The sequence below is a fragment of the Pseudomonas sp. Hz4 genome (assembly GCF_054898165.1).
Genome location: NZ_CM142719.1, coordinates 5328194 through 5343343 on the forward strand (window position 1 = coordinate 5328194; position 15150 = coordinate 5343343).

Annotated in this window: 15 protein-coding genes and 1 pseudogene; 7 read left to right on the forward strand and 9 right to left on the reverse strand. The window is 60.0% G+C overall.

Annotation, left to right across the window (positions count from 1 at the left end):
• Positions 1 to 191: 191 nt before the first annotated feature.
• Both ypfJ and ACYZTR_RS24550 read left to right on the forward strand, forming a co-directional pair.
• Positions 192 to 1085, forward strand: a complete 894-nt coding sequence (ypfJ, locus tag ACYZTR_RS24545; protein ID WP_461974568.1) for a KPN_02809 family neutral zinc metallopeptidase — start codon at positions 192 to 194, stop codon at positions 1083 to 1085.
• Complete coding sequence (locus ACYZTR_RS24550; protein WP_461974570.1) at positions 1086 to 2045, forward strand: alpha/beta hydrolase; 960 nt, start codon at positions 1086 to 1088, stop codon at positions 2043 to 2045.
• Between the two features lie 123 nt (positions 2046 to 2168).
• Here ACYZTR_RS24550 and ACYZTR_RS24555 read toward each other — a convergent pair whose 3' ends face one another.
• The 3 genes from ACYZTR_RS24555 to ACYZTR_RS24565 form a co-directional block, all read right to left on the reverse strand.
• Positions 2169 to 2762, reverse strand: coding sequence for an HAD family hydrolase (locus tag ACYZTR_RS24555; protein ID WP_461974572.1), 594 nt, complete (start codon positions 2760 to 2762; stop codon positions 2169 to 2171).
• Entirely contained in the window at positions 2759 to 3628 is an 870-nt protein-coding gene (tesB, locus tag ACYZTR_RS24560; protein ID WP_461974574.1) for an acyl-CoA thioesterase II, read from the reverse strand. Before tesB ends, ACYZTR_RS24555 begins: the two co-directional genes overlap by 4 nt.
• Positions 3629 to 3731: 103 nt before the next feature.
• The gene (locus ACYZTR_RS24565; protein WP_461974576.1) at positions 3732 to 4301 is read right to left on the reverse strand and encodes a GNAT family N-acetyltransferase; all 570 of its coding nucleotides are present in this window, start codon (positions 4299 to 4301) and stop codon (positions 3732 to 3734) included.
• 73 nt (positions 4302 to 4374) lie between these two features.
• Here ACYZTR_RS24565 and ACYZTR_RS24570 point away from each other — a divergent pair, with 73 nt between their 5' ends.
• Together ACYZTR_RS24570 and ACYZTR_RS24575 are read left to right on the forward strand one after the other, a co-directional pair.
• The gene (locus tag ACYZTR_RS24570) at positions 4375 to 5295 is read left to right on the forward strand and encodes a histone deacetylase family protein (RefSeq protein WP_461974578.1); all 921 of its coding nucleotides are present in this window, start codon (positions 4375 to 4377) and stop codon (positions 5293 to 5295) included.
• A 187-nt stretch (positions 5296 to 5482) separates the two neighbouring features.
• Positions 5483 to 6724 carry a TIGR03862 family flavoprotein gene (locus ACYZTR_RS24575; protein ID WP_461974580.1) on the forward strand — a complete coding sequence of 414 codons (1242 nt, stop codon included), beginning with the start codon at positions 5483 to 5485 and terminating at the stop codon, positions 6722 to 6724.
• A gap of 129 nt (positions 6725 to 6853) precedes the next feature.
• Here the strand turns inward: ACYZTR_RS24575 and ACYZTR_RS24580 are convergent, their stop codons facing one another.
• The gene (locus tag ACYZTR_RS24580; protein ID WP_461974582.1) at positions 6854 to 8188 is read right to left on the reverse strand and encodes a DEAD/DEAH box helicase; all 1335 of its coding nucleotides are present in this window, start codon (positions 8186 to 8188) and stop codon (positions 6854 to 6856) included.
• A 78-nt stretch (positions 8189 to 8266) separates the two neighbouring features.
• Positions 8267 to 9193: a drug/metabolite exporter YedA gene (gene yedA / locus ACYZTR_RS24585; protein ID WP_461974584.1), complete on the reverse strand. Its 927-nt coding sequence runs from the start codon at positions 9191 to 9193 to the stop codon at positions 8267 to 8269.
• 109 nt (positions 9194 to 9302) lie between these two features.
• On the opposite strand from yedA, the pseudogene ACYZTR_RS24590 reads away from it, so the two are divergent.
• A pseudogene (locus ACYZTR_RS24590) lies at positions 9303 to 9656 on the forward strand (Lrp/AsnC family transcriptional regulator); the annotation flags it as partial.
• A 113-nt stretch (positions 9657 to 9769) separates the two neighbouring features.
• Here ACYZTR_RS24590 and ACYZTR_RS24595 read toward each other — a convergent pair.
• From ACYZTR_RS24595 to ACYZTR_RS24610, 4 genes are all read right to left on the reverse strand, one after another.
• Positions 9770 to 10381, reverse strand: coding sequence for a 3'-5' exonuclease (locus ACYZTR_RS24595; RefSeq protein WP_461974586.1), 612 nt, complete (start codon positions 10379 to 10381; stop codon positions 9770 to 9772).
• Between the two features lie 22 nt (positions 10382 to 10403).
• A complete protein-coding gene (locus tag ACYZTR_RS24600; protein WP_033054212.1) occupies positions 10404 to 10883 on the reverse strand; it encodes a LabA-like NYN domain-containing protein in 480 nt (159 codons plus the stop codon).
• A gap of 143 nt (positions 10884 to 11026) precedes the next feature.
• Positions 11027 to 12207 (reverse strand): IS3 family transposase gene (locus tag ACYZTR_RS24605; RefSeq protein WP_461974588.1). Its coding sequence is split into 2 segments (ribosomal slippage): positions 11027 to 11943 and positions 11943 to 12207, totalling 1182 coding nucleotides; the frame shifts between segments, so codons are not numbered across the junction.
• Positions 12208 to 12349: 142 nt separating this feature from the next.
• The gene (locus ACYZTR_RS24610) at positions 12350 to 13108 is read right to left on the reverse strand and encodes a DUF2076 domain-containing protein (RefSeq protein WP_461974590.1); all 759 of its coding nucleotides are present in this window, start codon (positions 13106 to 13108) and stop codon (positions 12350 to 12352) included.
• A gap of 175 nt (positions 13109 to 13283) precedes the next feature.
• Here ACYZTR_RS24610 and ACYZTR_RS24615 point away from each other — a divergent pair, with 175 nt between their 5' ends.
• Both ACYZTR_RS24615 and ACYZTR_RS24620 read left to right on the forward strand, forming a co-directional pair.
• Positions 13284 to 13958 carry a YciC family protein gene (locus ACYZTR_RS24615; RefSeq protein WP_461974592.1) on the forward strand — a complete coding sequence of 225 codons (675 nt, stop codon included), beginning with the start codon at positions 13284 to 13286 and terminating at the stop codon, positions 13956 to 13958.
• Positions 13959 to 14033: 75 nt separating this feature from the next.
• The gene (locus ACYZTR_RS24620; protein ID WP_461974594.1) at positions 14034 to 15113 is read left to right on the forward strand and encodes an endonuclease/exonuclease/phosphatase family protein; all 1080 of its coding nucleotides are present in this window, start codon (positions 14034 to 14036) and stop codon (positions 15111 to 15113) included.
• The last annotated feature ends 37 nt before the right edge of the window (positions 15114 to 15150 follow it).

The following is a 15150-nucleotide window of genomic DNA, read 5'->3' on the forward strand; positions in this document are numbered from 1 at the left end:
AACCCGATGCTCGATAGACGCAGCGACTTGCCTACTCGATAAAAACCCGTCCCCTGACGGAATTCGATGGGTGATCCATGTTCCTACAGTCTGCAAGGCTACCGGCCGCGCGAAAAAGCCGGACAGCCGGACTGGCGCCGCTCCCACTCAGCAGCAACACTCATCCCCACGGACAATCAGAGGATTCCCAGATGCTATGGAAAAAAGGCCGACGCAGCGACAACGTGGTCGATGCCCGTGGAGATAATGTCGGCGGTGGTGGTCGCGGGATGCGCTTCGGTGGCGGCAAGGGCCTGAGCCTGACGGCGATTATATTGATCGTCGGGATCGGCTGGATCACCGGCCAGGACCCGATGCAGATCCTCGGACAACTCACCGGGCAGATGAGTGAGCAATCGGCACCCGCACCGACCGAAACCCGCAAGGCACCGCCGGCCAATGATGAAGGGGCCGAATTCGTGCGCTCGATCCTCGGCGACACCGAAGACACTTGGGGCCAGATCTTCCAGCAGGCCGGTCGGCAGTATAAGAACCCGACCCTGGTGCTGTTCAGTAGCCGTGTCAACTCGGCCTGTGGCCTGGCGACATCGGCGACCGGTCCGTTCTACTGCCCGGCGGACCAGAAGGTCTATCTGGACACGAGTTTCTTCCAGGAAATGTCCCAACGCTTTGCCGCCGCGGGTGACTTCGCGCAGGCCTACGTCATCGCTCACGAAGTCGGACACCACGTGCAGACATTGCTCGGCGTTTCAGCGAAAATTCAGACCGCTCGCCAACAGGGCCGGCCAATGGAAGGTGACAATGGATTGCTGGTGCGCCAGGAACTTCAAGCCGATTGCCTGGCCGGAGTCTGGGCCAACAATGCGCAAAAACGTCTGAACTGGCTGGAACCCGGTGATATCGAAGAAGCCCTGAACGCCGCCAACGCCATCGGCGACGACCGTTTGCAGCAGCAAGGCCAGGGTCGCGTGGTGCCGGACTCGTTTACTCATGGTACGTCGGCGCAAAGGGTGCGCTGGTTCAAAACCGGATTCGCGCAAGGCCAGGTCGGCCAGTGCGATACCTTTGCAGCGAAAAACCTATAAATGAATAAGTGGCTGTTAGCTCTACTGATCACCTGCGCAAGCGCCCAGGCTGCCGAGCATGCGGTCAAGGAGGTCAGCCCCGGACGCCTGCTGTTGACTTCAGGTGAAATCGCGGTGGGCATCGGCCCGGCGCCGACGAAAATCGAACGCGTGCTGATCATCATCCACGGTCGATTGCGCAATGCCCAAACCTATCGCCAGAGCGCCGAGCACGCGGCCGAGCAGGCCGGGCAAAGCGCAACCACCTTGGTGATCGCCCCGCAATTTCTCAATGAAACCGACGTCGCGCTTCATCCCGTGGCTGACAGCGTATTGCGCTGGCAGGGCAATGACTGGATGGCGGGCGGTTTATCCACCGCTCCGTTTTCCCTGAGTTCCTACGCCGCCCTCGACGAAATCATCGCCCGAATCGGCGATCGCCGACAGTTTCCAGACGTGAAGAAAATCGTCATCGCCGGTCATTCCGGTGGCGCTCAGGTGGTGCAGCGATATGCATTGCTGGGTCACGATCAGCCAGCGCTCAAGGCGGCGGACATACAGGTGCGTTACGTCATTGCCAACTCGTCTTCTTATGCGTACTTCGATGAACGACGGCCGATGGCGTTCAGCCACGCCGGTTGCCCTAATTTCAATCGCTGGAAGTACGGGCTGGCGGGTCTCCCTACCTACGCTGATGGGCAAACACCCGCGCAGTTGAAGGAAAACTACGTCAAGCGTGACGTCGTTTATCTACTCGGGCAGCAGGACATCGACTCGAAGCATCCGGCGCTGGATAAAAGCTGTGAGGCCCAATCTCAGGGAGCCAATCGATTGGTTCGCGGACGCAATTATTTTGCTTATCTGAAGCGGCTGCATCCTCAAGGAATGAGTCAGCAACTGATCGAAGTGCCTGGGGTCGGGCATGATGGGGATGGGATGTTCAACTCGCCGGAGGGGCAGAAAGCGTTGTTCGGGCAGTGAGTTTTTTTGGTGTTTGAGCCGACGCCATCGCGGGCAAGCCTTGCTCCTACGGGATTGTGGTGTGCACGCGATTGCATTTACACCGAGGACCTGTAGGAGCAAGGCTTGCCCGCGAAGGGGCCCTCAAGCCGAAAGCATCTGCCGCAACGCCACGCAATCGGCCGCATGCCAATCCGTTAACTCAGGCCACGGATTATCGGGCAGGTTCACCAACACCGTCCGCGTCCCTGCCGCCCGGCCGCAATCCAGATCAAAGCGGTAATCACCGACCATCACCATTTCACTGGCCGGTACATTCCAGGCCTGTGCCAACTTCAACAAACCACCCGGATGCGGTTTCGGCGGCGCTTCATCACGACCCAACACATCTTCCACCGCGAAGCAGTCGGCCAGACCGATTGCCTCCAGCGTCACATGCGCCAGTTCGCGAGCATTGCGCGTGAGAATGCCCAGGCGATAACCGCGTCCGGCCAACTCACGCACCAGTTCCACCGCGCCCGGTGCTGCTGTCGAACCCAACGCCAGGTCTCGTTCGTGTTCCAGCAACCACGCATGTTTGGCCGCGGCTTCGTCGGCCGGCAGCGCGGCGAGGTGGGTCAGGATGTCGTCTTCGGCAGGAATCGCCAACGCCACGCGGATTGCCGCGAAGTCATGCACGGCCACCGTCAGGGTGCCGTCCATGTCGAACACCCAGTGCCGCACCTCGGCCAGGCTCATGCCCAATCCTTGCGGTGGCGAATCAGGCCTTCCTGCGTGACCGACGCCACCAGTTGCCCGGCGCGGTTGAACACGCTGCCACGGGTAAAGCCACGGGAATTGCCGGCCCACGGGCTGTCCATCGCATACAGCAGCCAGTCATCGGCGCGCAGATCGGCGTGAAACCACAGCGAATGATCGAGGCTGGCGACCTGCATGTCTTTCTGCCAGACCGACTTGCCGTGAGGCTGCATTGACGTGGTCAGCAGACCGAAATCCGAGGCGTAGGCCAGCAGGTATTTATGCAGCGCCGGGGAATCGGCCAAGCCACCGTCGGCGCGAAACCAGACGTACTTGATCGGATCGGACGGTTGCGGGTTGTAGGGATCTTCCTCGGTGACCGGTCGGAACTCGATCGGTTTGGGGCACAGCAGTTTTTCGCGCATGTGCTCGGGGATCAGGTGCGCGCGCTGTTGCGCGAGTTCCAGCTCCGAAGGCAGATTTTCCGGGCCGACCACAATCGGCATCTCGGCCTGGTGCTCGAAGCCTTTTTCGTCGTACTGGAACGAAGCGCTGCAAGTGAAGATCGGGTTGCCTTTCTGAATCGCCGTCACCCGACGCGTACTGAAGCTGCCGCCGTCGCGTACCCGATCAACCTGATAAACCACGGGCAACGCGGAATCGCCCGGACGCAGGAAATAACCGTGCATCGAATGCACATGGCGCGCTTCTTCGACCGTCTGACTAGCCGCCGACAGGGACTGACCAATCACCTGGCCGCCAAACAGCTGACGAAAACCCAGGTCCTGGCTGCGGCCACGGAACAGGTTTTCTTCGATCGGTTCCAGGGTCAACAGGTCAACCAGATCATCCAACACTTGGCTCATTCAGACTCTCCTCACACAACGCATGCCGCGCAGTCTTGGCTGCGACGGTCGATTCAAATTCTGGCCAGGGCCCAGGGGAGCCATTGTAAACGTCCGTGCCGGCTTATCCATGCAAGGTTTGCAGCCACTGTTCACGAGTGATGCGGTACAGCACATGGTGACGCAGGGGATGATCGACCGCGAGCGTCGGATGTTCGAAGTCATCGGCTGAATCATGGTGCATGCCGATCGCCTGCATGACTTTCTGCGACGGCAGGTTGGTTTCGCTGGTGAAGGACACGACTTCTTTCAGCGGCAACCGGTCAAACCCGCAGCGCAGAGCGGTCCACGCCGCTTCACTGGCGTAGCCAAGGCCCCAGTGCTCGCGGGCCAGGCGCCAGCCGATTTCAGTGGCCGGTGTGAAAGGCGCGTCGAAACCGACCACCCCGAGCCCGGTGAACCCGATAAATGCCCCGGTATCCTTGCGCTCCAGCGCCCAGAGTCCGAAGCCATGCTCGGCAAAATGGCCACGAACCCGTCCGATCAGCGAAGCACTTTCCAGTCGACTCAAAGGCGCTGGAAAATATCGCATCACCTGTGGATCGGCGCACATCGCCGCAAACTCCGGCAAATCCTCATCGCGCCACTGCCGTAACAGCAGTCGCGCGCTCTCGAGTTCCAGTATCGGCTCCATCGTGCCCCCCGTTTCCATGCCGCAAGTCTACATCGCTGGTAGGATCCTTCCTTCATTCCGAACTGAATTCGTCATGCCGCTGCCCCTGATCTACCACGAAGACTACAGTCCCGAGTTCCCGGCGGATCACCGCTTCCCCATGGACAAGTTTCGCCTGCTGCGCGATCACCTTGTGGACAGTGGCCTGACCCGGGACGCCGACCTGCTGCGCCCCGACCTCTGCCCGCCAGAGATTCTCGCCCTCGCTCATGACTCTGCGTATATCGAACGCTACATGAGTGGCGAGTTGTCCCGCGAAGACCAGCGGCGCCTCGGCCTGCCGTGGAGCGAAGCCCTGGCCCGGCGCACGGTTCGGGCAGTTGGCGGCTCGCTTCTGGCCGCCGAGCAGGCGCTGCAACATGGTTTGGCCTGTCACTTGGCAGGTGGCACCCATCACGCTCACTACGACCATCCTGCCGGGTTTTGCATCTTCAATGACCTGGCAGTGATCAGCCATTTCTTGCTGGAAAGCGGTCGTGTGAATCGGGTGCTGATCTTCGACTGCGATGTGCATCAGGGCGACGGGACTGCACGGATTCTGCACAACACCCCGGACGCAGTGACCGTTTCCCTGCACTGCGAAAAGAATTTTCCTGCACGCAAGGCCGAAAGTGACTGGGACATTCCACTGCCCATGGGGATGGGCGATGCCGACTACCTGAAGGTGGTGGACGATGCGCTCAATTATTTGCTGCCGCTCTACCAACCTGACCTGGTGCTGTATGACGCCGGCGTCGATGTGCATAAAGATGACGCGCTCGGCTACCTGAAGCTGACAGACGAAGGCGTCGCCGCTCGCGATGAAAGTGTGATGCGTCATTGTCTGGGCCGCGATATTCCGGTGGTCGGCGTGATCGGCGGCGGCTACAGCAAGGACCGCAAGGCGTTGGCGCGCCGTCATGGAATCCTCCATCACAGCGCGCAGCGGGTCTGGCAGTCATCAGGTTGTCATTGAATTATGGGTCTTTACCCACAATGCCTGTGGAACTGCCTGTGGATAACCTGAGTGAAAGGTCCTACAGGCCATGCTGCCTATAGCCTGCAAAGGGGTGGTTGTTTTTTGATCAGCTTCTTCAACAACGCCCACAATGCTTCGTGCTGGTAGAATGCGCGGCTTATTCCGCCACGCCGCAGCTCTAGCCATGACCCAGCCCTCGCCTTCCTCCACTTCTCACGTTGCCATCATCGGCGGTGGCCCCGCCGGTTTGATGGCGGCTGAAGTGCTGAGCCAGGCCGGGATCAACGTTGATCTGTACGACGGCATGCCTTCAGTTGGGCGAAAATTCCTGCTGGCCGGTGTGGGTGGCATGAACATCACCCATTCCGAAGCTTATCCGGCGTTTCTCTCGCGTTACGCCGAACGCGCGCCGCAGATTGCGCCGCTGCTAAGGTCCTTCGGCGCCGATGCGTTGTGCCAATGGATTCATGACCTGGGCATCGAAACCTTTGTCGGCAGCTCCGGCCGAGTTTTTCCTACAGACATGAAAGCCGCTCCCCTGTTGCGTGCATGGCTCAAACGTCTGCGTGACAGCGGCGTCGTTATTCACACCCGTCACCGCTGGCTCGGCTGGAATGACAGCGGCGAATTGCGCATCGACAGCCCCGAGGGCGAAAAAACCGTCAAACCTGACGCAACCTTGCTGGCCCTCGGCGGCGGCAGTTGGTCGCGCCTCGGCTCGGACGGCGCCTGGATGCTGCCACTGGAACAACGCGGCGTAGGACTTGCGCCCCTGCAACCGAGCAATTGCGGCTTCGAGGTGCAGGCCTGGAGCGAGTTGATGGTCAGCAAATTCGCCGGCGCACCGCTGAAAAACATCGCCATTGGCCTCAATGACGACGTCCCACGGCTCGGCGAATGTGTGATCACGGCGACCGGGATTGAAGGCAGTTTGATCTACGCCTTGTCGGCGCCGATCCGCGAAGCCATCAATCAGCACGGCTCGGCGACCCTTCACCTCGACCTGTTACCTGGCAGGCCTGGGGATAAAGTGCAGGCTGCGCTGAGCAAACCGCGTGGGTCTCGTTCCATGTCGAAACACTTGCACAGCCAGCTCGGGATCGATGGTGTGAAAGCGGCGTTGCTGCGCGAGCTCACTCCGGCCGAATGCTTCGCTGATCCGGCGCTGCTGGCCAAAGCGATCAAGGCGTTGCCACTGACATTGGTGAAAACCCGTCCGCTGGATGAAGCCATTAGCAGCGCCGGTGGCGTGATGTTCGAGTCGATGGATGAACGTTTGATGCTCAAGCAACTGCCCGGCGTGTTCTGCGCGGGGGAAATGCTCGATTGGGAAGCGCCGACGGGGGGGTATTTGCTGACGGCGTGTTTTGCCAGTGGTAGAACGGCGGGGTTCGGGATGGTGGAGTGGTTGAAGCGAGGGGCGTGATGATCGTTCCCACGCTCTGCGTGGGAATGCCTCTTCGGACGCTCCGCGTTCGGCTTTGAAGGGACGCGGAGCGTCCCGGGCTGCATTCCCACGCAGAGCGTGGGAACGATCAACAGACGCCGCAGAGAATCAAGGCTTACGCTTACGCGGCCCAGTATTAAACACCGGCACCTTGCGCACAGGCTTGATCGAAGGTTCCGGCGCCGAAGCATCACCACTCTCAACCCATTTGCCCAGGTTGCGTTTACCGCCACTGGACGTCTTCGGCTTCTTCGGTTTTTTCGGCTTCTTCACCACTTGGCCGCTGGAATCAGTGTCCGGCACCCGATGCTCAGGCTCGAAATCCTGTTCCATCTGACGCGTCAGGGTCTGACGGGTCAACGTCTCGATGGCGGACAGTTGATTCACTTCATCCGCGCACACCAGGGAAATCGCCTCACCGGTTGCACCCGCGCGACCGGTACGACCGATCCGGTGGATGTAGTCCTCAGCCACGATCGGCAGGTCGAAATTGACCACCAATGGCAAATCTTCGATATCCAGACCACGGGCCGCGACGTCGGTGGCTACAAGAATCTGCACTTCGCTGGCCTTGAAACGGTCAAGCGCACGCTGACGAGTCGCCTGCGGTTTGTCGCCGTGAATGCCGTCAGCGTTGATGCCAAGGCCCTGGAGTTTTTCCACCAGCGCGTCCACGCCATTGCGGGTCTTGGCGAACACCAGCACCTGCTTCCATTTGCCCTTGCGCAGCAAGTGAACGAACAGCTCAGGTTTGCGCTTCTTGTCCACCACCACAACCCATTGCTTGACGGTGCTGGCGGCGACGTTGCGCGGGCTGACTTCGATGCTCAGCGGATCGTTGAGCATTTGCCCGGCCAGCAAACGGATGGCGTCGGAAAAGGTCGCGGAGAACAACAGCGTCTGACGTTGCTTCGGCAGCACGCGGTAAATATTTCCCAGCTCCTCGGAAAAACCCAGGTCGAGCATGCGGTCGGCTTCGTCAAGAATCAGGGTTTGCAGCTGATTGAACTTGAGGGCCTTCTGGCGATACAGGTCGAGCAAACGACCCGGGGTCGCCACCAGCACGTCGACACCTTTGCGCAACTTCATCATTTGCGGGTTGATGCTGACGCCGCCGTACACCGCGTAAGTGCTCAACGGCAGGTTCTCGGCGTACTGACGCACGGCTTCGTGAACCTGTTCTGCCAGTTCGCGGGTCGGCACCAGGATCAGGGCGCGCACCGAGTTGGAGGCAACTTTCGGCCCTTCCATGGCCAGCAACTGCAGCAGCGGCAGCGCGAAACCGGCGGTCTTGCCGGTGCCGGTCTGGGCCGCAGCCATCAGGTCGCGACCGGCCAGCACCGCCGGAATGGCTTGCGCCTGAACCGGCGTAGGAGTCTGGTAGCCGAGCGTCTCTAGAGAGCGCAGCAAGGGTTCGATCAGGCCAAGGGAGGCGAAAGTCATGGGATTACCGTAGGAAAATTCAGCGCGGGTTTTTCAAAACAAGTGTGCAAAACGAGATGCAATGGCGCGCAGTTTACCCTAATTCACACGGGATTCTGTCGGCACCGCTACGGCAGGTTGAACCGGAGTTCGACGCCACTGCGGCAACCCGATCAACACCACGGCACTGATGATCACCAGCATCGCCAGCCCTTCTTCAATACCGATGGTCTCACCGACAAACACGATCCCCAGCAACACCGCCACCGCCGGGTTGACGTAGGCATAACTGGTGGCCGCCGCCGGACGCACGTTTTTCAACAGGTACATGTAGGCGTTGAAAGCGATGATCGAACCGAAGACAGTCAGGTAGGCCAAGGCTGCCCAGCCTTCAATCGGAGGCAAACTCTCCAGATGTTCACCGCTCAGCGCACTGCCGATCAGCAACGCCACGCCACCCACCAGCATTTCCACGGCACTGGCCATCGCGCCCTGGGGCAACGGCAAGTGTTTGCTCCAGACTGAACCGAAGGCCCAGGAAGCTGCCGCGAAAATCAGCAATGCGGCGCCCAGCGGGCTCGATTGCAAGTTGGAGCCGAGGTTGAGCATGGCAATGCCGATCAGCCCGAGCATAATCCCGGCCCATTCGAGACGGGTATTACGCGCGCCCCAGAAATATCCGCAGAGCAAGGTAAACAGCGGCACTGTCGCCACCGCCAGCGCGGCAACGCCGGAAGCGACACCCGTGTGCTCGGCGCCACTGACCGCACCGTTACCGCACGTCAGCAGCAAGATCCCGATGATCCCGGCGGCCTTCCACTGCGCCCAGGTCGGGGCCGGCGCCCCCCGCCAACGCAGGAACGCGTACATCAACGTCCCGGCGATCACGAAGCGGACACCCGCGAGCAGCAACGGCGGCCAGTACTCCACGCCGATGCGAATCACCAGGTAGGTCGAGCCCCAAATCACGTACAACGCGAAAAAGGCAGCGATCAACGGTAAGGGAAAACGGCGTAGGCCAGGCATGGGGCAGCTCGTAGGCAAGACAAGTGAAGAGCTATTCTAGAAAGGCCAGCGGCGTAAAATAAGTTACAAAACCTGTTTATAGCGCCGGTACACTTTTCAAAACACGGAGGCCGTGGCCGAGCGCGTGGCCAAACTCGAAGCCTGCGGGGTGATCACCGGGTACCAGGCGAAAGTCGACATGGCCAAGCTTGGATTGCCGATCCAGTGCGTCATCGAACTGCGCCTGAACCAGCATGGCAACCAGAAGGCCTACGATGATCTGATCAAAATCCCGCCATTGACCGAATGCCACCGGGTGACGGGTGATCCGTGCGTGATCATGCAGGCTGCGGTGGGATCGATGCAGGAGCTGGAAGAGTTGATCAACCGGATTGCCAAGTTCGGGTTCAGCAAGACGTCGATTGTGTTGTCGAGTGCCATCGAGAAGCGCGTGCCGTTGGGGCAGCTGGAAGGAAAGCCCTGATCAGATCGTTCCCATGCTCCGCGTGGGAATGCCTCACCGGACGCTCTGCGTCCGCTCTTGGGACGCGGAGCGTCCCGGGCTGCATTCCCACGCAGAGCGTGGGGACGATCACTTTAGAACCCGCGATGGCGCTTCAGATGCTCATTGATCTTCGCCGCCGGCACTTTCTGCAAGCTGACGAGCAGATCATGCGACAACTCGCGCAACCCATGCTTGTGCCGCAGTTCCTGCGCGAGGTGCGCCGTCAGGTTGGCCGCCATCTCGGCATCGGCCATGGCCCGGTGAGCCTTGCCGGTGTGGGGCAGGCAGGCGAACGTGGTGAGGGTACCGAGTTTGTGGTTCGGCGCGGCGGGCATCAAACGGCGGGCGAGTAGCAGCGAGCAGGCAAAGTTCTGCAAGCGTGTGCGCTTGATGCGGCCGAGTTCAAAGTCCCAGAACTTCTGGTCGAACGCGGCGTTGTGCGCCAGCAGCGGTGTGATGCCGACGAACTCATTGACTTCGTTCATCACCTGCTCGGCCGACGGCGCGGTGCGCAGCATGGCGTTGCTGATGCCGGTGAGTTGTTCGATAAAGGCCGGGACGCGCACGCCGGCATTCATCAGGCTCTGGTAACGCTCGACGATGCGCCCCTGTTCAAGGATCACCACGGCAATTTCCGTGGCCCGGCAGCTGCTGCTCGGGGAGATCCCGGTGGTTTCAAAGTCGATGACTGCTATGCGTTCCAAACCTGTTTCAACTCCGTAAAAATCAATTCTTGAGCAGCAACGCGCCTTCGATCGGCACGTAGCGGCTGGCGGCGCGGATCAGCGAGTTGGCCGTCAGGCCCGGCACGCCGTAGGCCACTGCTTGCACCCCGTGTTTAGTGATGATGCGCTCCAGCAGCATGTCGAAATCACCGTCACCGGAGGCCAGCACCACTTCGTCGACATGATCGGCGGCGTCCATGATATCGAGGGTGATGCCCACGTCCCAGTCGCCCTTGGCCGAGCCATCGCTGCGCTGGATGTAGGGCTTGAGCTTCACGGTGAAACCGAGGTTGCGCAGGATCTGCTGGAATTGCTGTTGTTTGCTGTCGCCGCGATCGATTGCGTAGGCATAGGCCTCGACGATCTCGCCCTGTTTGCTGATGTCAGCCCACAGGGCGGCATAGTTGAAATGGCAACCATAGGCCTGACGCACGGTGTAATAGAGGTTCTGGACATCGGCGAACACTGCGATTTTTTTCACCGTGCATCCTCTCTTGGCGGGCAGGCAGGATCAGGCACCAGGCCCGAAAAGTGGTCCAGTATGCCAGCCCGAAGGATTGTTCCGCGAATAATCGGCCATGTGGCGAGGGAGCTTGCTCCCGCTGGACTGCGTAGCTGCAGTGGTCAACTAATTCCGGACACCTCGATAGGTGGTTTTGATGCCATCACCCGTTCGTAAACGGTCGGTGGCAAATAGCCTAGTTTCGAGTGCAGCCGTTTGTTGTTGTAAAACCCAACGATGTACTCAGTAATGTCGCGGATTGCTTCGCCGTGGTTTGCGTAGTCACGTCGCCACACTCGCTCCATTTTCAAGCTGAGGAAGAAGCGTTCCATTACCGCATTATCCCAACAGTTACCTTTGCGGCTCATGCTTTGCTGCATGTTATGTCGCGCCAGCAACGCTCGATAGCTCGCGCTGGCGTATTGGCTGCCACGGTCTGAGTGAGCGATCAGGCCCGGTGGCGGTTGACGCTGAGCGATGGCCAGTTGCATCGCGCTGCACACCAGCTCCGCCGGCATGTTCGGCGCCATGGACCAACCGACGATTTTACGGGAGTACAAGTCCAACACCACCGCCAGGTATAACCAGCCGCTGCGGGTCCGGATGTAGGTAATGTCAGCCACCCAAGCCTTGTTCGGCGCCACGGGGTCAAACTGACGATTCAGCACATTTTCGGCAATGGGCAGGTCATGGTTGCTGTCGGTGGTATGGACAAACTTGCGCTTCCAGGCCGAGCGAAGACCGTTGGCACGCATCAATCGGCGGATTTTATAAAGACCCACCGCCATGCCCTTGCCACGCAACGCATTGCGTAACGGGCGGCTGCCGAAGCAGCCTCCACTTTCCTCAAACGAAGCCCTGAGCTGAACCGTAACCGGACAAATAGATGCCGGCGCAGCAGCACGCTTGCCGGCCTCATAGAAACCGGATCGACTGACGTTGAGTACACGACAGACATGCGCTACCGAGTAAGCCTTCTGTTGCAACTGTCTGACCAGCCGATAAGTCACTTCAGCTCGCGGGCAAAGAAGGCTGTAGCCTTTTTTAAGATGTCATTGTCCATCTTGAGCTGGCGGTTTTCCTGCTCCAGCTGCCGAATACGTTGTTGCTCGGCGGTCAATGGCTTACCGATGCCGGTCTCTCCCAGTATCTCCGCATCGTACTGACGCACCCATCGGCGCACAGCCGTCTCACCAAGATTGAGATCCAGGCAGACCTGCGGAACGGTCAGGCCTTTGTCCTTGATCATCCTCACGACTTCAAGCTTAAAGCTATCGTCGAAAATTCTACGTTTGTCAGTCATTAAAAAACTCCTCGGTAGATGTATTTTCCACCTATCGGGGTGTCTGGGGGAATTAGACCACTACATAGCAGGCCCCTTAGGTTCTAAAGTAAGGGGGCCGCTTCGCGGCCCAGCGGGAGCAAGCTCCCTCGCCACAGGCGTATCAGACGAAGGAATCGTCGTCGCCGCCGAAGAACGATGAGCTGTCATCGCTATAGTCGGCGTCGGTAAAGCCGCCCTGATCGTTGGCGTTGTTGTCAGCCACGCGCTGATCATCGCCTCCGCCATTGCCACTGTCGCTCTGATCGGCGACCTGAGCCGGTTCTTCCTTGATGACTTCAGGCACTTCCGGCTGCTGATTGGGGTGGAACAGGCTGCTGATGCCTTGTGCCAGCATCACGCCACCGGCCACACCGGCTGCGGTTTTCAGTGCACCACCGAGGAAACCGCTGCCGGCAGGCTGTTGCTGGCCATAGTTCTGCTGAGGAGGCGCTGCACCGAAGTTCTGTTGTGGCGGCTGCGAGTTAAACGACGGCCGCGCCGGTTCACGCCAGCCACCACCGCTCGGTGCGGGTGGGCTTTGGGTTGGAGCAGGCTGCGAATCACGGGAGCCACCGAACATGCTCGATAGAAAACCGCCGCCGCTGGTTGCCGGAGCAGCCGGCTGAGCTTTGGCCTGCTGCAGTTCGGCCTGTAATTGCTGGACTTGCTGAGCGAGCTGCTTGTTCTGTTCGTCGAGGCTCTTGAGGGCAGCCTCTTGCACCAGAATCGCCTGGCTCATGAAATAGCCTGCCGCTGGCTGGCGAGTCAGGTGTTCCTTGATCCGCGCCTCGGCCTGGGCGTCGCGCGGGGCTGAGTCCGATTCGGCCTGTTGCAGCCGGGAAAACAGTCCATCGATCAGGGTTTGTTCTTCGCTGTTCATGGCGACCTCGTAGATTGCCGGGAATTTCTGCCCTATCCACTGTGGATAAGGGACACCCCTCTAATGGAGGTTGATGCAGGATGTTTCAATGGTCTTTACCGAACGTTTACGTTTGCGCCCCAAAGCGCTTCATCGGTTAAAGTGTGCCACTGCTTCCAACCTGCGATACCGACTGATGAATTCGTTCGATGTGCTGCGTGACTCTCTGTATTTCTTCAAACGCAATCTGGGCCAGATCGTTCGGCTGTGCCTGCCGCTGGTGATCTTCGAGGCGCTGTTGCAACTGGTGGTCGACCACTCCACCGAGCCGGACAGTTTCCCGGGTATCAGCGTGATGGTCGGCTTGCTGGTTTATCCGCTGTACACCGGCGCGCTGATCCTGTTTCTCGATGCCCGCAGCCGTGGCGAATCACCGCGCAATCGCGACCTGCTGGCGATGTCCGCGACCCTGTGGCCACGCTTCGCCCTGCTCACCGCCCTCAATACCCTGCTGATCCTGATCGGCCTGTCGCTGTATTTCCTGCCAGGCATTTGGCTGATGGTGACCCTGGCGTTTGGCGAGTACCTGCTGGTGCTGCGCGGCCTGGGCCCGCTGGCGGCGATGAAGGAAAGCCTGCGCCTGACCCGCGGCCAATTCCTGCGCATTCTGGTGTGCATTCTGTGTGTGATGGGCCCGTTATGGGTGCTCAAGGGGACGACCCTGGCGGTTTACCCGGAGCCGCAGAACCCGGTGTTTTCCCTGCTGATCGACAGTGCTCACAGCTTCCTGCAGCTGTTCACCAGCGTAGTGCTGTTCCGCTTGTTCATGCTGATCAGCGAGGTGCCCGAGAAAATTGACGGGCCGCTATGACCCCTCTACCCGTGGGCTTAAGCCCGGCTGTCGGTTATGCTCGGGCTCATCTTTTGTAACGCTATAAGCCGAGCCATGACCCGTCTACTGCGCTACACCCTGCTGGGCCTGCTGATCGTCATCGGCCTGATTGCCTTGCTGATCTACAACCTGACTTGGCGCCCCGAAGCCAAGGAAGCATTACCGGTCAGTTGCAACGTCCAGGCACCGACGCTGGTGCCCGGTCAGGCGCTGAAGGTGATGACCTGGAACGTCCAGTACCTGGCGGGAAAACGCTACGTATTCTGGAATGACCTGGCGGCCGGCAATGACGAAAAACCCACGCCCGATGACATGGCCTTCAGCCTCGATGAAGTGGCACGCGTCATCCGCGACGAGCAACCGGATGTCGTGCTGTTGCAGGAGCTCGATGACGGCGCCAAGGCCAGCGATTACCAAAACCAGTTCAAGCTGCTTCAGGAGCGAGTCGCTGACCTTTATCCGTGCAGTGCTCACGCCTTCGACTGGAAAGCCGATTTCGTGCCTGAGTCGCACCTCTTCGGCAGCGTCGGCCGGCAACTGGCCACCCTCAGCCGCTATCAGATCGAGCACGCCGAACGCCTGCAATTACCGGTCGCGCCGGCCAACTTCGTCACCCGCCAGTTCAAACCGAAAAACGCCTTGTTGGTCACCTTGCTGCCGCTGAGTGACGGCGGTCAGATAGCGGTGCTCAACACCCATCTGGACCGCGTTACCCAGCCCGACGAAACGCTGCAAGCCCAAGTGACGGCCGTGGCCAAAGTTCTCGACAAGTTCGAAAGCCGCGGCACGCCGTGGTTGATCGGCGGGGACTTCAACCTGTTGCCGCTGGGGCAATATCGACGCCTGCCCGACGAACAACGCACGCCCTACTCCGCCGACAGTGCGCTGCATGCGCTGTGGGACAAATACCCGATGATCCCGACCAACAACGAAGCCAGCGGCATCGATCGGGCACGGTGGCTGACCCATTACCCGAACGATCCGGGCTTGAACGGCCCGGACCGGACGGTCGACTACCTGTTCTACAGTCCGCGGATCAAACGGGTCGAGGCGATGGTGAGGCAGGACGACACCTTGCGCATCTCCGATCACTTGCCGGTGATCGCACGGTTCCTGCTGCCGGCAGCCCCTTAGATGACGCAGAACCTGTGGGAGCGGGCTTGCTCCCACA